The 22,369-nt window shown below is 32.9% G+C and carries 23 protein-coding genes; all 23 read left to right on the forward strand.

Features of this window, described 5'->3' with window-relative positions:
* The first annotated feature begins 4 nt into the window (after window positions 1-4).
* The 23 genes from atpE to OF897_RS05780 all read left to right on the forward strand — a co-directional run bounded on the left by atpE (window position 5) and on the right by OF897_RS05780 (window position 22,354).
* Window positions 5-211, forward strand: coding sequence for an ATP synthase F0 subunit C (gene atpE / locus OF897_RS05670; RefSeq protein ID WP_066676872.1), 207 nt, complete (start codon window positions 5-7; stop codon window positions 209-211).
* Between the two features lie 90 nt (window positions 212-301).
* Window positions 302-796, forward strand: a complete 495-nt coding sequence (locus OF897_RS05675) for a F0F1 ATP synthase subunit B (RefSeq protein WP_267264717.1) — start codon at window positions 302-304, stop codon at window positions 794-796.
* Window positions 797-798: 2 nt separating this feature from the next.
* Window positions 799-1,338, forward strand: coding sequence for an ATP synthase F1 subunit delta (gene atpH / locus OF897_RS05680; protein ID WP_267264718.1), 540 nt, complete (start codon window positions 799-801; stop codon window positions 1,336-1,338).
* Between the two features lie 18 nt (window positions 1,339-1,356).
* Window positions 1,357-2,934 (forward strand): F0F1 ATP synthase subunit alpha, encoded by a 1,578-nt coding sequence (atpA, locus tag OF897_RS05685; protein WP_267264719.1) that lies wholly within the window; start codon window positions 1,357-1,359, stop codon window positions 2,932-2,934.
* Window positions 2,935-3,019: 85 nt separating this feature from the next.
* Window positions 3,020-3,889, forward strand: a complete 870-nt coding sequence (gene atpG / locus OF897_RS05690; protein ID WP_267264720.1) for an ATP synthase F1 subunit gamma — start codon at window positions 3,020-3,022, stop codon at window positions 3,887-3,889.
* Window positions 3,890-3,986: 97 nt separating this feature from the next.
* The gene (locus OF897_RS05695) at window positions 3,987-5,348 is read left to right on the forward strand and encodes a hemolysin family protein (RefSeq protein ID WP_267264721.1); all 1,362 of its coding nucleotides are present in this window, start codon (window positions 3,987-3,989) and stop codon (window positions 5,346-5,348) included.
* A gap of 12 nt (window positions 5,349-5,360) precedes the next feature.
* Entirely contained in the window at window positions 5,361-5,666 is a 306-nt protein-coding gene (locus OF897_RS05700; protein ID WP_267264722.1) for an ATP-dependent Clp protease adaptor ClpS, read from the forward strand.
* 66 nt (window positions 5,667-5,732) lie between these two features.
* On the forward strand, window positions 5,733-6,401 hold the full coding sequence (gene udk, locus OF897_RS05705) for a uridine kinase (protein ID WP_323809023.1): 669 nt from the start codon (window positions 5,733-5,735) through the stop codon (window positions 6,399-6,401).
* A 3-nt stretch (window positions 6,402-6,404) separates the two neighbouring features.
* Entirely contained in the window at window positions 6,405-6,761 is a 357-nt protein-coding gene (locus OF897_RS05710; RefSeq protein ID WP_267264724.1) for an FtsB family cell division protein, read from the forward strand.
* A 143-nt stretch (window positions 6,762-6,904) separates the two neighbouring features.
* Window positions 6,905-8,068: a methylmalonyl-CoA mutase family protein gene (locus OF897_RS05715; protein ID WP_267264725.1), complete on the forward strand. Its 1,164-nt coding sequence runs from the start codon at window positions 6,905-6,907 to the stop codon at window positions 8,066-8,068.
* 128 nt (window positions 8,069-8,196) lie between these two features.
* Complete coding sequence (locus OF897_RS05720) at window positions 8,197-8,532, forward strand: GxxExxY protein (RefSeq protein ID WP_323809022.1); 336 nt, start codon at window positions 8,197-8,199, stop codon at window positions 8,530-8,532.
* Between the two features lie 51 nt (window positions 8,533-8,583).
* The gene (locus tag OF897_RS05725; protein ID WP_267264726.1) at window positions 8,584-9,732 is read left to right on the forward strand and encodes a class I SAM-dependent methyltransferase; all 1,149 of its coding nucleotides are present in this window, start codon (window positions 8,584-8,586) and stop codon (window positions 9,730-9,732) included.
* 106 nt (window positions 9,733-9,838) lie between these two features.
* Window positions 9,839-10,114 (forward strand): hypothetical protein, encoded by a 276-nt coding sequence (locus tag OF897_RS05730; protein ID WP_267264727.1) that lies wholly within the window; start codon window positions 9,839-9,841, stop codon window positions 10,112-10,114.
* A 139-nt stretch (window positions 10,115-10,253) separates the two neighbouring features.
* On the forward strand, window positions 10,254-11,633 hold the full coding sequence (locus OF897_RS05735) for a dipeptidase (RefSeq protein WP_267264728.1): 1,380 nt from the start codon (window positions 10,254-10,256) through the stop codon (window positions 11,631-11,633).
* A gap of 133 nt (window positions 11,634-11,766) precedes the next feature.
* A complete protein-coding gene (locus tag OF897_RS05740; RefSeq protein ID WP_267264729.1) occupies window positions 11,767-12,765 on the forward strand; it encodes a T9SS type A sorting domain-containing protein in 999 nt (332 codons plus the stop codon).
* A 213-nt stretch (window positions 12,766-12,978) separates the two neighbouring features.
* Window positions 12,979-13,932 carry a T9SS type A sorting domain-containing protein gene (locus OF897_RS05745; protein ID WP_267264730.1) on the forward strand — a complete coding sequence of 318 codons (954 nt, stop codon included), beginning with the start codon at window positions 12,979-12,981 and terminating at the stop codon, window positions 13,930-13,932.
* A gap of 119 nt (window positions 13,933-14,051) precedes the next feature.
* A complete protein-coding gene (locus tag OF897_RS05750) occupies window positions 14,052-14,849 on the forward strand; it encodes a hypothetical protein (RefSeq protein ID WP_267264731.1) in 798 nt (265 codons plus the stop codon).
* A 211-nt stretch (window positions 14,850-15,060) separates the two neighbouring features.
* Window positions 15,061-15,843, forward strand: coding sequence for a hypothetical protein (locus OF897_RS05755; protein ID WP_267264732.1), 783 nt, complete (start codon window positions 15,061-15,063; stop codon window positions 15,841-15,843).
* 7 nt (window positions 15,844-15,850) lie between these two features.
* The gene (locus OF897_RS05760) at window positions 15,851-18,865 is read left to right on the forward strand and encodes a T9SS type A sorting domain-containing protein (RefSeq protein WP_267264733.1); all 3,015 of its coding nucleotides are present in this window, start codon (window positions 15,851-15,853) and stop codon (window positions 18,863-18,865) included.
* A gap of 77 nt (window positions 18,866-18,942) precedes the next feature.
* The gene (locus tag OF897_RS05765; protein WP_267264734.1) at window positions 18,943-19,650 is read left to right on the forward strand and encodes an SDR family oxidoreductase; all 708 of its coding nucleotides are present in this window, start codon (window positions 18,943-18,945) and stop codon (window positions 19,648-19,650) included.
* Between the two features lie 144 nt (window positions 19,651-19,794).
* The gene (locus OF897_RS05770; protein WP_267264735.1) at window positions 19,795-20,541 is read left to right on the forward strand and encodes an electron transfer flavoprotein subunit beta/FixA family protein; all 747 of its coding nucleotides are present in this window, start codon (window positions 19,795-19,797) and stop codon (window positions 20,539-20,541) included.
* Between the two features lie 75 nt (window positions 20,542-20,616).
* Entirely contained in the window at window positions 20,617-21,564 is a 948-nt protein-coding gene (locus tag OF897_RS05775; protein WP_267264736.1) for an electron transfer flavoprotein subunit alpha/FixB family protein, read from the forward strand.
* Between the two features lie 190 nt (window positions 21,565-21,754).
* Window positions 21,755-22,354, forward strand: coding sequence for a bifunctional nuclease family protein (locus tag OF897_RS05780; protein WP_267264737.1), 600 nt, complete (start codon window positions 21,755-21,757; stop codon window positions 22,352-22,354).
* Window positions 22,355-22,369: the final 15 nt, after the last annotated feature.

Consider the following 22,369-nt stretch of genomic DNA (forward strand, 5'->3'; position numbering starts at 1 on the left):
TATTATGACAGGTAGTATCGCAGCAATCGGAGCTGGTTTAGCAGTAATCGGAGTTGGATTAGGTATTGGTAAAATTGGTGGAAGCGCAATGGAAGGTATTGCAAGACAACCAGAACAATCAGGAAAAATCCAAACTGCAATGATTATCGCAGCGGCTCTTATCGAGGGTGCTGGTCTATTCGGTATCGTAGTAGCATTACTAGGTAAATAAGAATAGTAAACAAACAGAATTCTACAAACGGTTGGTTTGTAGAATTCTTTTAAAAAAGTTAAAACAAATTAAAAAAATAATTGATATAAAATGGAATTATTAACTCCTTCAATTGGTAACATATTCTGGACAGCAATAGTATTTTTATTATTAGTAGTTCTTCTTAAAGCATTTGCTTGGAAGCCTATTCTTAGTGCTGTAAAAGAAAGAGAAGACAATATTCAGGATGCTCTTAATCAGGCTAAATTGGCTAAAAAAGAGATGGAAACTCTTAAAGCGGATAACGACAGAATTATGCGTGAGGCTAAAATCGAAAGAGATGCTATCTTAAAAGAAGCTAGAGAAATTAAAGAAAGAATCGTAGCTGAAGCTAAAGATGCAGCTAAGTCTGAAGGAGACAAATTAATAGAAGCTGCAAAACAAACTATCAACGCTGAGAAAAATGCTGCAATGTCAGAAATTAAATCTCAGATTGGAATTTTGTCTGTAAATATCGCAGAATCTATCCTAAAGCAAAAGCTTGAAAATACTGAAGCTCAGAACGAATTGGTTCAGAATTATTTAAACAAATCAAATCTTAACTAAGAATGCTTACATCTAAAGTAGCTAAAAGATACGCACAAGGTTTACTGGAATTCACAACCGAATCCGGGCAAACTGAAGCGGTTTTTTCTGAAATGAAAGATGTTGTAAAGATTATGTCTGAATCTGCAGATTTGAACAAATTTTTCCTGACACCTTATGTTGATGCTAACAAAAAGACTGAAATTGCAAACGAAATTTTTAAAAACTTTTCGCCTGTTGCTCAGAATTTAATTAGATTAATCATCAAAAACGGAAGAGAAAGCCAGCTTAAAAACGTTGCACAGCAATTCATCAATAAAGTGGAAGACATCAATGGTGTTCAAAGAATCACTTTAACGACTGCAACGCAACTTTCCAATGAAAATATCGAGCAAATTCTAAGATCTACTAATCTTGTGAATTCAAGCGCAACTTTTGACCTTGAAGTAAATGTAAAACCTGAAATTTTAGGTGGATATATTTTGAGAGTAGGTGATCAACAAGTTGACGCTTCTGTAAAAGCAAAATTAGATAAGATTAAAAAAGACTTTCAGTTAAATTAAGAAAAAAACAACCATACAATGGCAGAAATAAATCCAGCAGAAGTATCTGCGATCTTAAAACAGCAATTGGCCAACTTCGATACTCAATCAAATGTTGAGGAAGTAGGTACAGTTCTTACCATCGGTGATGGTATTGCTCGTGTATACGGGTTAGAAAATGTACAATACGGCGAGTTGGTGAAATTTGCTAGCGATGTAGAAGGTATCGTACTAAACTTAGAAGAAGACAACGTAGGTGTTGCTCTTTTGGGTGAAAGTAAATTAGTAAGAGAAGGAGATACAGTAAAAAGAACAAACAGAATTTCTTCTATTAAAGTAGGAGAAGGAATGTTAGGTAGAGTAGTTGATACTCTTGGTAATCCAATCGATGGTAAAGGTCCTATCACAGGAGATTTATACGAAATGCCATTGGAAAGAAAAGCTCCGGGTGTTATCTACAGACAACCTGTAACTGAGCCTTTACAAACTGGTATCGTTGCGATTGACTCTATGATTCCTGTAGGAAGAGGTCAAAGAGAGCTTATTATTGGTGACAGACAGACAGGTAAAACTACTGTTGCTATTGATACAATTATCAACCAAAAAGAATTTTTTGATGCAGGAAATCCTGTATATTGTATATATGTTGCGATCGGTCAGAAAGCTTCTACAGTAGCACAAATTGTTAAAACTCTTTCTGATAAAGGAGCTTTAGCATATACTGTAATCGTTGCAGCTAACGCGTCAGATCCGGTTCCAATGCAGGTATATTCTGCAATGGCAGGTGCATCTATCGGTGAGTTCTTCAGAGACACTGGTAGACCAGCATTGATCATTTATGATGATTTATCTAAACAAGCGGTAGCTTACCGTGAGCTTTCTCTACTATTGAGAAGACCACCGGGCCGTGAAGCTTATCCTGGAGACGTTTTCTATCTTCACTCAAGATTATTGGAAAGAGCTGCAAAAGTAATTGCAGATGACAAAATTGCTAGTCAGATGAATGATTTACCAGAGTCACTAAGACCTCTTGTAAAAGGTGGTGGTTCATTAACTGCACTTCCGATTATCGAAACTCAGGCAGGTGACGTTTCTGCATATATTCCAACGAACGTAATCTCTATTACTGACGGACAGATTTTCTTGGAGTCTGATTTATTCAACTCAGGAGTTCGTCCGGCAATCAACGTAGGTATTTCTGTATCTCGTGTTGGAGGTAATGCTCAGATTAAATCAATGAAAAAAGTTTCTGGTACTCTTAAATTAGACCAGGCTCAATATAAAGAATTGGAAGCGTTTGCTAAATTCGGTTCAGACCTTGATGCGTCTACTTTAGCAGTTATCTCAAAGGGAGAAAGAAACGTTGAATTGTTGAAGCAGCCAGTAAATTCTCCACTTCCTGTTGATAGCCAAGTTGCTATGATTTATGCAGGTACTGAGAACTTAATGAGAAACGTTCCTATCAAGAAAGTTAAAGAATTCCAAATTGAATATATCGCTTTCCTAAGATCTAAGCACCCAGAAACTATGGCTGCTCTTAAAGCTGGAAAAATCGATAATGATATTACAGGTGTTCTTAAGCAAGTTGCTACAGATTTAGCTTCAAAATATAACTAAAAATTAGTTGATGATTGTTGGTTGATAGTTGACAGAATTTTCTAAAACTAGCAACCAACAGCCGACAACCAACAACTAACCAAATATGGCAAACTTAAAAGAAATACGAGGAAGAATCAGTTCAATTTCATCTACGATGCAAATTACACGTGCTATGAAAATGGTTTCGGCAGCGAAGCTAAAGAAAGCACAAGATGCCATCGTAATGTTAAGACCTTATTCTGAAAAACTTCAGGAAATTATCCAGAATGTAAATTCTAGTTCAGATCCTGACCAAGTTTCTGTTTACGCTCAACCAAGAGAAGTAAAAAGAGTACTATTTATTGCTGTAACTTCAAACAGAGGTTTAGCAGGTGCTTTTAACTCATCTGTTGTAAAAGAGTTGAATCACCAGTTTCAGAATAATGCTCAGTACGAAGTTGAAATTCTTACTATTGGTAAAAAAGTTTATGATGCTGTAAGAAAAAACCGTGCAGTGTTTTCAAATGAAAGTGCAATTTTTGATAATCTTAATTTTGATAAAGTTGCCAACATTACAGAAGGTGTAATGGCGAGTTTTGTAGAAGGTAAATTTGATGAAGTTTATTTAATTTATAATAAATTTATTAACGCTGCAACTCAGCAAGTCATTACAGAACAACTTCTTCCAATTTCAATGGTTGAAACCGAAAAAGAAGAAGGTCAAACTGAAACTGATTATATCTTTGAACCAAATAGAAACGAAATTTTAGATAATTTAATTCCGAAATCTATTAAAACTCAGGTTTTCAAAGCAGTTTTAGATTCTGTAGCTGCAGAACACGGTGCGAGAATGACGGCAATGCACAAAGCAACCGACAATGCTCAGGATCTGAAAAACGACTTGGTTATTTTCTACAACAAAGCAAGACAGGCTGCAATTACAAACGAAATCTTAGAGATCGTTTCAGGAGCAGAAGCTTTGAAAAACTCGTAATAAAATATTCAAAAAATATGAAAGCATCGATATCCTCGGTGCTTTTTTTGTTATTATTATTTTGTATATCTTTGTAAAATAAATTATAATTTTCTAAATGGATTCGGACATAGTCAGGCTTTTGCTAGCCTTGTTTCTTGTATTATTAAATGGCTTTTTCGTAGCCGCAGAATTTTCAATTGTTAAAGTTCGTTATTCACAAATCCAACTCAAAGCTGCCGAAGGTGACTCTATGGCAAAACAGGCAGAACATATTATCAAACATCTTGATGAATATCTTTCTGCAACTCAACTTGGTATCACTTTAGCATCTCTTGCATTAGGTTGGGTAGGTGAAAGTGCAATGCATCATGTTATTGATAATTTATTTCATTCTTTAAATATTAATTTTAGCGAGTCAACAGTTACGACTATTTCTTTAGTTTGTAGTTTTCTGATTATCACAGTAATGCATATTGTTTTTGGAGAATTAATCCCGAAATCTATCGCCATCAGAAAAGCAGAAGCTACGACAATGGCAACTGCAGTTCCTTTGAGAGTTTTTTATACGGTTTTCAAACCATTTATTTGGTTAATGAATTTAATGTCAAATGGATTTTTAAGATTAATAAAAATTCATCCGGCTTCCGAGCAGGAAATTCACTCTACAGAAGAACTTCAGCTTTTGGTAAAACAATCTGCAGACAGTGGAGAAATTGAAGAAGAAAATTACGAAATCATAAAAAATGCATTTGATTTTACCGATCATTCGGCGAAACAAATCATGGTTCCGAGACAAAATATAACATCTATTGATTTTGCTGATGATTTAAATGAAATTATCAATAAAATCATGGAAAGCGGATATTCCAGAATTCCTGTTTATGAAAACTCGATTGATAATGTGATTGGAGTTTTTTACACCAAAGAAATCATCAGAGAATTTGTTAAAAGGAAAGGAGAATTGAGTCACGATGATCTTAGAGAATTGATGCGTGATTCATTTTTTGTGGTTGGAAGTAAGAAAATTTCAGATTTATTGAAGATTTTCCAACAGAAAAAACAACATTTAGCCATTGTAATTGACGAATTTGGCGGAACAGAAGGAATTATCACTTTAGAAGATATTTTGGAAGAATTGGTGGGTGAAATTCAGGATGAAGAAGATGATGAAGAGAAACTGGTTGATAAAGTAGGAGAAAATACATATTGGGTAAAAGCGACACAACCTTTAGACGAAATCAACGAATCTTTACCTAAAAAACTGACTGTTTCAGAGGAAAGTGAGTACAATACTTTGGCTGGATTTATATTACATGCTCTAGAAGATATTCCGGAAGAAAACCAGGAATTTGATTTGGAAAATTATCATTTCAAGATTTTAAAAATGAATAATAAAAGTGTTGAGATGGTGGAATTGGTTTATAATGAGCCAAATAATATTGTAGACGATATTTTAGACAAATTAGGAGAAGATTAAAATTTTTTAAACATGATTTTTTATAGTAGCATAAAAGATTACGAAGATCCGAAACGTAAGTATGAAGAAGACGTTCTTGTTTTGGATGAAATAGACGAAGTTTACAAATTAATTTTGCATAACGACGATATTCACACGTTTGATGATGTAATCGAAGCCTTGATTCAGATTTGTAAGCATGATCCGATTCAGGCAGAACAATGCACAATGTTGGTACATTATAAAGGGAAATGCACGGTGAAAACAGGTTCTATGGATCTTTTGAAACCTATGCACGAAAAATTAATTTCAAGAAGCTTAACAAGCGAAATTGTATAATATAAACTCCGGCAATCGTCGGAGTTTTTTTTAATCTAAACTAAGATCTAAACTCTAATTTCTCACATCTCATTTCATCTAAAATACTATCTTTGTAAAAACTCTAAAGAAATAAATAGAATGCTTGTAATAGGAATTGCCGGAGGTACTGGTTCTGGCAAAACTACCGTTGTTGATAAGATTATTCAGCAGCTTGATATTGAGGGAATGAATATTCTTTCTCAGGATAATTATTATAATGATAATCATAATCTTACGCTTACAGAAAGAGAAGCATTAAACTATGATCATCCAAAATCTATCGATTTTGATTTATTGCTGCAACATGTAAAAGCTTTAAAAAATAACGAATCGATTGAACAGCCTATTTACAGCTTTGTAACGCACGGAAGAACCGGAGATCACATTACAGTAGAACCCAAAAATGTTCTTGTAGTAGAAGGAATTCTCGTTTTGACGAATAAAGAATTATTGAAAGAATTTGATTTAAAAGTATTTGTTCATGCTGATTCAGATGAAAGACTGATTAGAAGGATAAGAAGAGATACACAGGAAAGGGGAAGAGATCTGAACGAAGTTTTACACCGTTATCAGACAACGTTAAAGCCAATGCATCAGGAATTTATTGAGCCTTCAAAAAACGAAGCTGATTTGATTATTCCGAACATGAGACAAAATTCTGTTGCGATTGATTTTTTAACCACCGTTATTAAAAACTCATTAAGAAAACACTAAAAAATGGCTGAGAAAGAACTTATTAAAGACATAAAACCTAAATCGGAAATCTTTAAATTTATTCAGGAATATATTTTGAATAAATATGTGATTGCGATTTGTCTTTTTTTGGTTTGGATGATTTTCTTTGATAAAACTTCATTCTTAGTAATCAATGAGTTGAATGGTGAAATCAACAAATATGAAGAACAACTTGAATATTATAAATCAGAATATGAAAAGAATGATAAATTCTATAAAAAACTGATGAATAATAAATCTGAAAAAGAAAAATACGCCAGAGAAAATTACTTCATGAAAAAACCGAACGAAGAAATTTTCATTCTTGTTGTAGACAGTGCAAAAATTGCCAAAAAATGATATTAAGGTGAATTGTCAATAGTCAATTAGCTTCGCTGTCAATTTTTAATTTAAATGTAAATATAGTTGTCAAATTTTCGTCGATTCAAAATTCACTTGTGAAATAAAATTGACGATTGACAATTCATAAATATCCATATTCCATGTCAAACTCTGAAACCTCCTCGAACTGGGAAAATCTTGTTAAAAAACAGCTTAAAACAGAAGATATTTACACCATTCTGAACAAAGAAAATTTAGAAGGAATTGATGTAAAACCTTTTTATAATTCTGTGGAAAAACCGATGCTAAATCTTCCAAAAGTGGAAGAAAGTACCCACTTGGTCGCAACGTACCACGAGAGTCTTGAAGATGACGTTTTCGCATTTCTTTTAAATGAAAATGTTGAAAATCTGGTAGGGAAAACGGTTTTTGTTAATAACAAAGATTTAGCAGAACACATCAGTCCGCAAGATGAAGATCAATATTTTTCGTTGATTGATGTTTTTGATGAAAAAAATGCGGTGATTAATGATCAGTTGGTAAAAGAACTTTTAGCAAAAGATTTTAAAAGAAATATTTGTGTAGATATTTCGCTTCATCAAAATTCAGGAGCCGCAATCTATCAACAATTGGGATTTGCTTTAGCAAAAACGAAAGAATTAATTGAAATTTACGGAGCTGAAATCATCAATAAACTGATTTTCAGAATCGCTGTCGGAGGAAATTATTTCTTTGAAATGGCTAAAATTCGTGCTTTTAAATTGGTTTTTAATCAACTTTCGAAAGAATATAATTTAGACGAAATTCCATATATTTTTGCTGAAACTTCATTGAGAAATAAAGCAATTTCAGATAATGAAAATAATCTTATTCGCTCGACTTTAGAATTGGCTTCAGCAATGATTGCTGGAGCAGATGCAGTATACAGCACTAATTATTTGGTTGAAAAAAGCACCGATAATTCGGAAGAAATTTCTTTTAAACAACAAATTGTTTTAGCTTACGAAAGCATCATTAATGTCTTTGAAGATGCTTCAAACGGAAGTTATTACATCGAAGATATTACCAATCAAATCGCAGACAAGTCTTGGAAATTATTTGTTGAAATTGAAGAAAACGGTGGCTATCTTGAACTTTTAAAACAAGGGATTATCCAAAAAAAGATTTACGATCAGGCTGTTGAAGAGCAAAAATGGGTTGAAGAAGGTAAAATCAAGCTGATTGGTGTGAATTTATATCCAAAATTAGAAGTTAAAAAATCGATTGAGGAATTATATAATCAGAGTGAAATAAAAGCTGTTCGTTGGGCTGAAATGTTTGAGTAATTCTCCCACAGATTGCACGGATTTTCACAGATGATTGTGAATATTATTGTGCAGATTTTAAAAATAAAACACACAAATGCAATGAAAGAAAATGAGATAAGCTTTTATGTCAGAAAAGCAATATTTCTGTGTATAATGAATTAGGTTCAGGTTTATTGGAGAAAGTTTATGAAAAAGTTTTAATGCATGAGTTGAAGAATCATGGACTAAAGGTTCAAAACCAAGTTCCAATGTCTATAAAGTTTAAAGATACAATTATTGATTCGAGTTTTATTGCAAATATTATTGTTGAAGACAAAGTAATTTTGGAAATTAAATCTATACAAGAAATTAGTGAAGTTCATCATAAACAGTTATTAACTTACCTTAGATTGTCAGATCTGAAATTAGGAATACTTGTCAATTTCAATACCGATTATATTGCTAAAAATATTTTTCGGAAAATAAATGGAAATTTAGATTAATATCGTTACTAAAATTATGTACATAATCATCTGTGAAAATCTGTGAAATCTGTGGGAATTAATATATTAAATTCAGATATTCAAAAATACATCAATGCAAATCTAAACGCAGATTTGCATTCTTTGTTGTTGAAAAAGTCCCCGTTTCCTGAAGTTTCAATGCAGGAAATTGTTCAACAAATTAAAGGGAAACAAGTTGCTCAAAAGAAATTTCCTTTTTTATCACAGGACGGAATTATTTTTCCAACACAATTAAGTTTAGAACAATCTTCATCAGAAAAAACGGCTGAATATAAATCAGAAATATTAAAAGGAAAGAAATTTATTGATTTAACAAGCGGTTTTGGGATTGATGCTTTCTATTTGTCTAAAAACTTTGACGAAATAACTGTAGTTGAACAAAATACAGAACTTTTAGAAATTGTAGAACATAATTGGAATATTTTAGATAAAAAAGCAAAGTTTATCAATCAAAAATTAGAAGATTTTTTAATCGAAAATAAAGAGAAATTTGATGTAATTTATCTCGATCCGGCTAGAAGAGATCAGAATAAAAACAAAGTATTTCTTTTAGAAGATCTTTCGCCAAATATTTTGGAAATTCAGGAGCAATTACTTTCAATTTCTGAAGAAGTGATTATAAAATTGTCTCCTTTAATTGATCTTAAATATCTGATTTCGGTTTTAAAAAATGTTTCAAAAATAGAAATTATTGCCGTTCGAAACGATGTTAAAGAGATTGTTGTTTCTCTTACTACAAATTATTCAGGAGAAATAAATTGCAATTGCATTAATCTTGAAAGTGAAGAAAAAGAATTCAGTTTTGGAATTAATGAGGAGAAAAATGCCGAAGCAGAATATTCTGAACCTGAAAGATTTATTTATATTCCAAATAATACAATTCTCAAAGCCGGAATTTTTAATTTGATTTCAAAGGAATTTAAAATTAAAAAACTCCATCCAAATACTCATTTATACACTTCTGAAATTAAAATTGATCATTTTCCGGGAAGAATTTTGGAGATGGAAGTGATTGATTCAAAACAAATTAAAAAGAAAGAGCAGTTTAATTTAATTTCAAAAAACTATCCCTTAAAACCTGAAGAAATCAAGAAAAAATATCAGCTAAAAGATGGGGGAGAAGACTATCTTATTTTTACACAATCCAAAAAAGGTAAAATAATATTAAAATCAGTCTAAAAATGTTGCCGAAAAATGCAATATTTCTTACTTTTGAGCAATTAAAAATTCAGGGATTGAATCATTTAACACAATTCCTTAAGATCTTAAAAATAAAAATCTGCATATGAAAAAATTAGTTATATGTTTAGCTCTTGCAACTGTAGCGATAAGCTGTAAAAAAATTCAGGCTGGAGGAAATAAAAATGTTATCAAATTGGAAGAAGGTACAGAAAGATATTCTGATGATCATCAAGGTGGTGCAGAATCTCATGGAAATGCACACGAAGCTGCAACTCCTGCTCATGCAGAGCCAGCTCACGGCGCTCACGAAACTGAAGCTCCAAAAACCGATTCTACAGCTGCTGTAAAGCACAAGGAAACAGCAAAGTCAGAACACTAATTTTTCTGAAAATAATATAAAAATCCTGCTTTTTGCGGGATTTTTTGTTGAATAAAATTTAAATCACTCTCAATTAAATTAAACCTTTTTGTTTGTGGTGATGGACAATTTTTCTAATTTTAACAAAATTTAATTTACAATGCAAGAAACATTAAATTACATCAACGAAAACAAACAGCGTTTTGTTGATGAATTGTTTGAGTTACTTAGAATTCCTTCTATTTCTGCTGATCCGGTATATAGCAATGACGTTTTAAAATGTGCTGAAGTTTGTGCAGAACACCTTAAAAGTGCAGGTGCAGATAACGTTGAAGTTTGTACTACCAAAGGTTATCCAATTGTTTTTGGTGAAAAACTGATCGACGAAAAACTTCCTACAGTTTTGGTTTATGGTCATTATGATGTACAACCTGCAGATCCGTTAGAATTGTGGAAAAAACCACCTTTTGAGCCTTATATTGAAAAAACTGAACTTCACCCTGAAGGAGCAATTTTCGCAAGAGGTTCTGCGGATGATAAAGGACAGTTTTTTATGCAGATCAAAGCCTTTGAGGCGATGATGAAAACGAATTCTCTACCTTGTAATGTGAAATTTATCTTGGAAGGTGAGGAAGAAGTTGGCTCTGTAAGTTTAGGAAGTTGGGTAAATGAAAACAAAGAAAAGCTTTCTTGTGACTGTATTTTGATTTCTGATACGCATATTTACAGCAACGAGCAACCGACTGTTACTACAGGTTTGAGAGGGTTAAGCTATGTGGAAGTTGAAGTTGAAGGGCCAAACAGAGACTTGCATTCCGGACTTTATGGCGGAGCAGTTCCAAATCCTATTCATGTTTTATCACGAATGATTGCTAAATTGATTGATGATGATGGGCGTATCTTAATCGATGGTTTTTATGAAAATGTAGAAGCTGTTTCTGATGAAGAAAGAGCAGAAATGAATAAGTTAAAAGATAATCCTGCAGAATTTAAAAAATCAATTGGTTTAAATGATGTTGAAGGAGAAAAAGGATATACAACCTTGGAGAGAACTTCTATTCGCCCAACATTAGACTGCAACGGAATTTGGGGCGGTTATACAGGTGAAGGTGCGAAAACGGTGATTCCATCTAAAGCTTCTGCTAAAATTTCGATGCGTTTGGTTCCTTATCAGACTCCTGAAGAAATTACTGAAAAATTTACTAGATATTTTGAAAAAATTGCTCCTACAAACGTAAGGGTGAAAGTAACTCCGCATCACGGTGGGACGCCATATGTTTTGCCAACAGATACTAAAGAATATTTAGCGGCTAAAAATGCAATGCAAACTGCTTTTGGAAAAGAGGTTCTTCCTTACAGAGGTGGTGGAAGTATTCCTATTACATCAATGTTTGAGCAAGTTTTGGGAGCTAAATCTGTATTGATGGGATTTGGTTTGGATTCTGATGCGATACACTCTCCCAACGAACATTACGGTTTGTTTAATTTCTATAAAGGAATTGAAAGTATTCCAATGTTTTTTGAGAATTATTCTAAGTGAAAAGTGAATTAATTTGTTAAATATTAGTCCTTGAGAAATTTTTCTTGAGGATTTTTTTATTTTAACATTTTTTTATGTTGAGATATTTAAAGTTTTTTTATATTTACGTTAAAATAATTAAAAATTAAGTTTTATGAAAAAAGTTTTATTTTTTGTGTCATCAATGATATGCTTAAGTTTATCAGCACAAACAATTGTTACTGAAAATTTTAGTTCATTAACAGCGGGTAATTTAGCTACAGATCTTACAGGTACTACAGCTGGTCAAGGTGGATATAAAATTTTTGGTGGTGCGGTTACCGACTATCAAGTTACTACTGTAGATGCTTCACATGGCAACTCTTTACAGATAATAAGTGGTGATAACTTTAGTTCAACAGCAAATACGTATAATCGATTTGCATTTAAAGGTATAACACCTGTTACTGCTACCACTGGTAATAATATATTAAAAGGATCTATTGATATTTACACAGGACCAGCGACTGGTGCTGGAAGAATAACAGCAGATTTATATGATGCAACAAGTGGGATTGTAGGAATAGGTTATGATTATGCAACAAAGAAAATTGTTGGGAAAGCTAGATTGACATTAATATCAACTGGAGCAACTGCATATTATTCTATTAATTTGACTCAAACGAATACGTATCCTGCAAATACTTGGGTTTCAGTAACTTTTACGTATAATAAAACAACAGGTGCATATACATGGATAACTCCTGAAGGAACATTTACTTTCACAAATAGTCTTTATAGCTTAAGTCCAGGATTAGATCCTACTGAATATGATTTTATTTCTTCAACATTGACAGGAAATACGGTTGCAAATACAGCTTCGCTTGATAATTTTAGTTTACAGTATACAAATACATCAACATTAGGTATTACAGATGTTAAAACTGTTGGAAAAGTTGGCATAGCAATATATCCAAATCCAACTTCAGATATTTTGAATATTAATTCAGATTCTAAAGTTATATCAGTTTCTGTGGTTGACTTGACAGGAAAAAAAGCAAATGTGAGATTAGAAGGTACTCAAGTAGATGTAAGAAGTCTTCCTGCAGGAACTTATTTAATTAATGTTGGAACTAAAGATGGTATTTCTACTGAGAAATTTATTAAAAAATAATATTTGATAAAAAATTCAGTATATAAAGCATTCCAATTGGAGTGCTTTTTTTTACATAATGAATTTCGCTTGTTGAAATTCATCAAATTTGTGATATTTTTAAATATAAATTCTAACATAAGAGAATTAATAGATTATTGTTTAAGGATAGAGAAAAAAATATTAACTTTATCAAAAATTTAAAATATTATGAAAAGAACATTACTTTCTTTAATGCTGTTAGGATCAATTTACGGAACAGCACAAATTCTTCAGCAAGAAAATTTTGATGCACTTACTACTGCTACTGCAATAGGACAATCATCTCCTGTATATGCTTTTCTTGGTGGTGCTAATTCAGATTACTCCGTTGTAACATCTGGAACAGGTAAAGCTTTACAGATTTCTGCTCCTGGTACTGTAATAACTCCAGCAATTGCAGAACGTTATATGTGGAAAAATGGTTTAGCAGCTGCATGGACTGCAAGAACTGCAGGGAACAATGTTTTTCAAGTTGAATATGATTATTTTACTGGATCAACTTCTACAAGTAATAATGGTGGTGGGATAGAAGTTATTGATGATCCTGCTGGAAAAGTTTTTTGTGGACTAACTGTTCACCAAGCTACTAAAACTGTTCTTGGAGTTTATACTACAGCTACTGGTACAAATTCTAGTACAGATGTAGGTACTGGTACAACTCCAGCAGCTGTAACATTACCTGCAAATACATGGGTGAGACTTGGATTTGCTTATAATACGACAAATGGTACGGTAACATTTAAAGGTCCTGGGTTTTCAAAAGTTATTACTGGTACATTAATTACAACACCTGCGGAAATTGATTATGCTGCTTATCCTTTAGCTACAAATACAGTTGCTTCTATTCATTTATTTGACAACATGATTGCAAGAGCAGTAGCAACAGAGAGTTTAAATTTAGCTACAAGTGATGTCGTATTAAAAGAACAGTCTGTATCTATTTTTCCAAGCCCGGCAACTGACTTTATTAATGTCGAATCAAAAGCAAAAATCCTAAATGCATATATTTATGATATGACGGGTGTAAGATCTGATGCCAACTTTGCAGATAGTAAAGTAGATGTAAGAAAATTACCAAGTGGAGTTTATATGTTGGGTTTAAAAACTGAAAATGGTTTATTAACCAAAAAATTCATTAAAAAATAGTAGCTGATTAAATTCATTAAAAAAAATCGTTCTAAAAAGAACGATTTTTTTTGTTTCAATGTATTGTGAATAATATTTTTTTGTATATTTAAAAACTAAATAACATCAAAATATTAACCATGAAAAAACTCACATTACTGGCTATCTGTGCCTTGTTTTCAAATTCTTTATTTTCACAACAGTGGGATGGACCTCAAAATTTCACGGACCCTATTTCCAGAAATGGAAAAGTTAATATTGGTCCTACTATAGGTAATTCTTTAGTTAATATTGGAGGTCACTTAAGACTAGCAAATTCTCAAGAAAACTTATTTTTGGGTAATGATAGTCCACGTTTATATTTTGGATATAAAGAACCAAGAGGTAATTTATCTCTGGATTCATTTTTCACTATGCAATATTTAAATGATGATCAAAATGGAATGACAATAAGTACCAATCCGGGATTGTATATTTTTCCATCATTTGAAAATACGAGTCTTGCAGGTACAATTGAAGATGGACATAAAATATTTTATGTCTCCTATCTAAATGGAAAACTTGGGATGGGTACTAATTCAATAAACCAGTCAAATGGAGACGGTTATCGTCTTTTTGTAAAAGACGGCATCAAAACAGAGAAAGTAAAAGTAGAAATTGCAGCCAATAACGGTTGGGCAGATTATGTCTTCAAAAAAGATTATAAACTTATGTCTTTAAATGACTTGCAATCTTACATTAATGAAAAGGGTCATTTACCTGAAGTTCCAACTACTGAAGAAGCTATTGCGAATGGTATTGAACTTAAAGAGATGAATATTCTTTTATTGAAAAAAATAGAAGAGCTGACTTTATATACATTACAGCAGCAAAAAAATATTGACGACCAGAATACTCGTATTGAAATGCTTGAGAAGAAAATAAATACATCTAATTAATTCAGTAGTTAATCAATTAATTAAAAAAACTTTCCAATTAATTTCTGTCATTTTGAGTAATAAATGTCAGTGTAGTTGTCATTATTCTTTGATACAGTGCTCATGTGGATTAAAATAATTTATTAATCTGTCTTAAAGAATTATTGATTTCGCTGTGAACATTTGTAAAACTCAATATTAAAATAATAACTAAATCATAAAAATTTATACCATGAAAAAAATCTTTCTATTAGCAGCGTGTGCCTTATTTTCAAATGCTTTATTCGCTCAGCAATGGGATGGACCGCAAACTACTTCAGATCATATTTACAGAAGGGGAAATGTAAGTATTGGAACTGGTACCAACATTGATAAACTAAATGTTGGTGCAGGAAATATTAGGATATTGTATGATAGCAGGATAGCTCCTAATGTAAGAAATAGCTTAATCTTTGGAAATGGTCGACAAGAAGAAATCGATTTTTATATTACGAAGCTTGCAAAAGGTCTGCATATTTATCCTCTTTATTTGCAATTAGATAACAATATTGCACCACCAACATTTTATATTTCAAATTCCTCAAAAATTGGTATGGGAACATATGAGGTAGACTGTTCAAGCTGCCAAGAATATCATCTTTTCGTAAAAGATGGCATTAAAACCGAAAGAATAAAAGTAGAAATCGCTGCCAATAACGGTTGGGCAGATTATGTTTTCAATAAAGACTATAAGCTTATGCCATTAAATGATTTGCAAGCTTATATTTCTGATAAAGGACATTTACCAGAAGTTCCTACCACAGAAGAAGCGATTGCTAATGGTATTGAGCTTAAAGAAATGAATATTCTTTTGCTTAAAAAAGTAGAGGAATTAACGTTGTATTTGATCGATCAGAACAAAATCAATCAAAATCAAAAAACAGAATTAGAATCAAATCGAAGAGAAATCGACGATATGAAAAAAAAGCTTAATTCTTTGCTTAACAATCAAAATAATTTGTCTAATAATAAATAATGAAAATATGAGAAAACATACAATATTTTTCATTTTTATGGTTTGTCTGACGAATATTTTATGTCAAACAAAAGGACAAGCTAAAAATGATAAAATCTATATGAGCCCGGGTGGTACATTAGATAACATATTCGATCATTATGGCAACAAATATGATCCTTCTGATATTCTCATTGGTAACGAGAGAAAGAGTTTGAGCGGAACGGCAAACAAATCTACAAATCCGGCACCCATGTCTTGTGGCTTTTTCAATTTATACTTTGAAACGGGATCAGGAATGGAAGACGCATCAAATCCGGTACATATGGCAAGAAGAAATGTAGTATGCCGTGTTTTTAATGATCTTTCAGACTTTATCAATTCTCCGTTAAAAACAAACGGATTTAATAATAAGGTAAATATATGGGTAAGAAACATCAATAATGCAATACCTGCTCCAAATACTCCAAGTGGAGTTTTAGGTCTTGCAAGCTCTTTCTACAGTATGCCTTATAATGCTACAGCAGGATTTGGTGGTATTTCAGATAATGAAATATGGAAAACAATTCATTTGGGTACCGATTCATATGACGGTGTTTTTTCACCGGTAAACTCAAACGGATCGAGTTCAGGAGTTTCCGGCTTGTTTTACCATGGGATGATGGCCTTCAATTTTTCAGATTCTTCAATAAACTGGAATACTGATCTTTCAGTCGCATCTTTTCCTGGTTTATACGACTTGTATTCTGTAGTCTTGCATGAAATAACCCATGCGGTAGGATTTTCAAGTTTAATCAATGTTTCGGGTAATTCTAAATTTGGAACAGGATTTAATTACTTTACCCGATATGATGCGTTTTTAAAGAATAGTACTTCTACAGAGTTTCTGTTGAAGAAGGCTGCTTCAGCTTGCGGAGAAATGTATAATTATTCGTTTAATAATGTTTTAAGCAATAGTATATTAAGCCCTCCAAATAATCTATGCAGTAGTAAAATAAGATATGTTGGACTCTCAAATGTTCCCGTATTTACTCCTCCAGGATTTACAGAATCAAGCAGTTTGAGTCATTTTGATGGCAGTTGTGTGTCCCCTAATCCAAATTTTGTTACGGAAAGTGCTTATGCGACCAATTCGATTAGAAGATATCTTAAACAAGAAGAGAAAAATGTATTGGTAGATTTAGGATATAGTGTAAACAGTACATTCGGAGTTAGTACAACATACAATGGTACGACAAGTTATTCGGGACAATTAACGGGAATTAGTGTGGCTGGTTCTAATGATGGGATTAACTATACCAACGGAACGATCACTTTTACCGGAAATCCAGGAACAGCTATTAATTTATCAAACCTTCTGAGCAATGACTTTGATGCCGCAGGTTTTGAATGTCTTGAAGATATTTTTGATTCTACGGCAACGCTTTCGGTGACTTCAGGAACAGCAGGAACAGCTGTGAATTATTCGAGCTCTGTAGCTGGCTTACATTTATTAAGATATATTCCTGTTAATTCTGCCGGAAAAAAAGGTAATATTACGTATGTTTATGTCTATGTTAATGAGCAAAATAACTGTACACCTCCTACTGGAACGGGATGTAACCCGAATGCGAATCTGGTAATTAATCCTCAATTTGAAAGCTTTTTGCCTACACAAGGTTTTGGAAATATAAATAAAGCTTGTAATTGGTCGGATGCCCACATTATCACCGGAGGCGCGGATTATTTTAATGCAAATTACACCGATCCTGCTCTCAAAACACCTTGTAACATGATGGGGTATCAACCGGATAATGTTGCCAACAATAAAGGATATGCAGGGATGATCGTAAGAAAAAGTTACGGGAATCAAATTTATTCTGAATCTATTAAAACAACGCTTGCAAGTCCTTTATTACCTAATACGAAGTACAGATTAAGCTTTCAGGTTTCATTAGCTGAAGGAAATAGTAAAAATGCGATTAAATTTCAAGCTTACTTATCTAATAATAGCACTTCTTACCCAGGATATGGTGAAATTCCTATAGCAAATCCTGCGATGCTGTTTACTGATTCTAACTATGCCACAAATACAAGTACTTGGAAAACCATTACTTTTGATTTTACGACAGGTAATGTTGCTGGTCAGACAACATTATATTTAGGAGGGCTGAGTAATATTGATTTTATTTCTAATACTCCATCTCCACAAGGGGTAAATGGATGTGGTTATAATAATTACAATGACAGTAGTGTGCCTAATGATTTTGGTGCCTGTTATTATTTTGTAGATAACGTTTCGGTCACTGCTCTTGAAAATACAATTGATATGACGCTTGATCTTCCTCAATATATTTGCCCGAATAATGTGATTAGTGATTTATCACTTTATCTTACCGGTTCTTATTTTAACGGAACATTTTCTGGAAATGGAGTAACAGGAAATACTTTTAATGCTAATGCAGCTGGTCTTGGTACACATACAATTTATTATACATACACTAATACTTCTGGCTGTGTGATTACCATTTCTGACGTTATTTTCGTTACCGATAGAGAATCCATTTGTGGACCAGGGAACAACTGTCCTCAGAATTACTCATTCTATGCTACAGAAACTAATCCTAATGCCAGTTATCAGGCTTCGGAATATATTTATACAGGAACTGATTATCTTGTTCAGTCTAGTAATACTGTAAACTTGAAAGCAGGTAAATATATACTGATGGAACCAAATTCACATATAGAATATGGATCAACATTTTCAGCTATTATTGAAGATTGTCAAACCAATTTTGCCAGAAGTTCTACTGAAAAACCATTGCCTGGGATAGAACAGTCTGGAGATGAATTACAGCTTTACCCCAATCCGGCAGGTGATTTCTTAAATATTAAAATACAGTCACCAATTACCAAAGTTGAAATCTATGATGCGTCTGGAAAAAAGATGAATTTTAGATTAGAAGGTAATCGTGTAAATGTTAGTCATTTTGTTTCAGGAAGTTATATGATTTATGTAGAAACTAAAGTAAACAAGTTTACTAAAAAATTCATCAAAAAATAACTTACCGACAAATTTCACTCTAACAAAACGCTCCAAATTGGGGCGTTTTTGTTATTTTAGAGTTTTAAAATTAAAAAATGATAGAAAATAAAGTAGCATACATTACGGGAGGAACGAAAGGAATAGGTTTTGGAATTGCAAAAATTTTGCTTGAAAACGGTATTTCAGTTGCATTTTCGGGAAGAAAAAAAGAAGATGTTGAAAAAGTTGAGAATGACTTAAAGCAATATTCTCAAAATGTTTTAGGATTAGTTTCTGATGTGAAGAGTCTTGAAAACGAAGCTAATGCGGTTAAAAGCATCATAGAAAAATTCGGGAGGCTAGATTTCGTAATTGCTAACGCAGGTTTGGGAATTTTTAAACCAGTTGATGAATTAAGTTCAGAAGAATGGAAGGATATGATTGACACCAACTTAACAGGAGTTTTCCATACTTTAAAGGCTTCAGTTGAAGAATTAAAAAAGACGGAAGGGTATTATATTACCATTTCAAGTTTGGCAGGAGCCAATTTCTTTGAAAACGGAACGGGGTATAATGCTTCAAAATTTGGTGTTGTAGGTTTTACACAAGCTGCAATGATCGATTTAAGAAAATATAATATCAAATCTACCGTAATTATGCCGGGTTCTGTCGCTACGAATTTCAACGGAAATATTCCTTCCGAAAAAGATGCATGGAAAATTCAACCGGATGATATGGGAAATCTCGTATTGGATATTTTAAAAATGAATCCAAGAGTTTTACCAAGTAAGATTGAGTTTAGAGCAACAAAACCAAATGCTTAGAAACATATAATGCGCTGAATAATAATTAAATAAGTATTATGCATGCATAATATATTTTTTATTTATATTTACAAAACTTAACAAACAAAAATAGCTTCTGAAAATCTAATCATTTTACGAAGCAAAACAGAAAAATATATAGTAATGAAAATATTAGTTTGTATCAGTAGTGTTCCGGATACTACTTCAAAAATCAACTTTACAGCAGACAAATCTGCATTCGACAAAAACGGTATTCAGTGGGTTATCAACCCATTGGATGAGTTTGCTTTAACAAAAGCGATTAAGTTACAGGAGTCTCAAGGAGCTACTGTTACTGTGATCAATGTTGGTGATGCTGTAACAGAACCTGTTATCAGAAAAGCTTTGGCAATCGGTGCAAATGATGCAGTAAGAGTAAATCTTGATCCAAAAGACAGTTATTCTACAGCAAAAGAAATTGCTTCTGTAGCTCAGAATGGTGGTTACGATTTAGTTCTTTGTGGTAAAGAATCTATCGATTATAATGGTGGTTCTGTTCCTGGAATGGTTGCTCAATTGTTGAATCAGCCTTTCGTAAATGCTTCAGTTGGCTTAGATGTAAACGGAAATGAAGCTACTGCTGTAAGAGAAATTGAAGGTGGTAAAGAAACTATTTCTGTAAAATTACCTGCTGTAATTGCTGGTCAGAAAGGTTTGGTAGATGAGAAAGATTTGATTATTCCAAATATGAGAGGAATTATGTCTGCAAGAACAAAGCCTTTGCAGGTTGTAGAGCCTACGTCTTCTGAAGTGAAAGTTCAGGGAGTTTCTTACGACTCTGTTCCGCCAAGAGCAGCTGTGAAAATCGTTTCTCCGGATAATTTAGATGAGTTGGTAAGACTTCTTCACGAGGAAGCTAAAGTAATCTAATAATAAGATTGAGGCTGAGTTTGAGGTTCTAAATCTTAGTCTAAACCTAAACCTTTAATTTAAAAATTTAAAATCATGGCAGTATTCGTATACGCAGAAAATATAAACGGAATTTACAAAAAAGCAGCTTTTGAAGCAGTTTCTTATGCTAAGGCAGTGGCTGATCAGGCGGGAGAAACCGTTACAGCAATTTCTGTAAACCCAACAGATTCTTCAGATTTATTGTATAAATATGGAGCAACAAACGTCATCAATATCAAAGACGAAGGTCTTAAAAATTTCTCGGCAAAAGCTTATGCACAGGCTGTAAGTGAAGTTGCAGACGGAAATATTTTAGTATTCCCTCATACAACAGACGCTTCTTCTGTAGCTCCAATGTTGGCTGTAATGAAGAATTTTTCTTTAATTACAAATGTTTTGGAAGCTCCGGAAAGTCAGTCTCCGTTTCAGGTGAAGAGAAAAGCTTTCTCTGGAAAAGGTTTCATGCATGCAAAAGCTGAAGGAGCTGGTGTAATTCTTACCGTTTCTCAAAATGCTTTCGGTGTTAAAGAAAATGCAGTTTCTGGTTCGGAAGAGGTGAAAAATCTTTCTGTTGCTAATGAAGATACAAAAGTTATTTCTCATGAGCAAAGTTCAGGTAAATTAGACCTTAAAGAAGCTGAAGTAGTAGTTTCTGCAGGTAGAGGAATGAAAGGTCCTGAAAACTGGGGAATGGTAGAAGAATTAGCAAACGTTTTGGGTGCTGCAACAGCTTGTTCAAAACCAGTTTCAGACATCGGATGGAGACCTCATACAGAACACGTTGGACAAACAGGTAAAGCAATTGCTCCAAATCTTTACATAGCAATCGGTATTTCGGGTGCAATTCAGCATTTGGCTGGAGTTAACTCTTCTAAAACAATCGTTGTAATCAACAGTGATGCAGAAGCTCCGTTCTTCAAATCAGCTGATTACGGTGTAGTAGGAGACGCTTTCCAAATTATTCCTGCATTAACAGAGAAAATTAAAGCAATCAAAGGATAAGAATATGAATTGTGAATGGTCAATTCGCTTTGCTTGTCAATTTTTTTAATTAAACTAATTCACTTGCGGAGTAAAATTCACAATTGACCTTTCACTAATTTAGCAAATACAATAAAAGCTCGGCTTCCGGGCTTTTATTTTTGTCTAAAAAGTAAAACCTACAATAAAAAATTAATTTATATTTGTAGCCATGGATTATAAACAGCTAATCATACGCGGAATATCGTACAGTCAGACACAATCTGGAGCTTACGCATTGCTATTGGAACATGAAGAAACAAACGTTAAATTACCCGTCGTTATTGGGAATTTTGAGGCACAATCCATTTCTTTAGGTCTTGAGAAAGACATTCATCCGCCACGTCCGCTTACTCACGATTTATTTACGAAATTTATCGTTTCTGCCAATTATCAGTTGGTTTCTGTGATTATTTATCAGATTGTAGACGGCGTTTTCTTTTCAAATATCAACTTTAAAAATTCTGAAACTGAAGAAGAAATGATTCTTGACGCAAGAACTTCCGATGCAGTTGCAATGGCAGTAAGATTTGATGCACCCATTTATACTACGCAGCAAGTTTTAAGTGAAGCTGGAATTTTATTGGAATTAGAAGAAGTAGCTAAAGAAGAAGAGCATTTTTCTGAAACTTTACCAACGGAAGACAGTTTGAAGTCTATTTCAATGGAAGAATTGCAAAAATTGCTTGACGAAGCTGTAAAAGAAGAAGATTTTGATACCGCTCTTGAAATTCAGGAGGAAATCAAAAGGCGAAAAAAGAATATTGATTAAAGATATTATAATTAA

This window comes from Chryseobacterium formosum (assembly GCF_026460885.1).
Taxonomy (GTDB): Bacteria; Bacteroidota; Bacteroidia; order Flavobacteriales; family Weeksellaceae; genus Chryseobacterium; species Chryseobacterium formosus.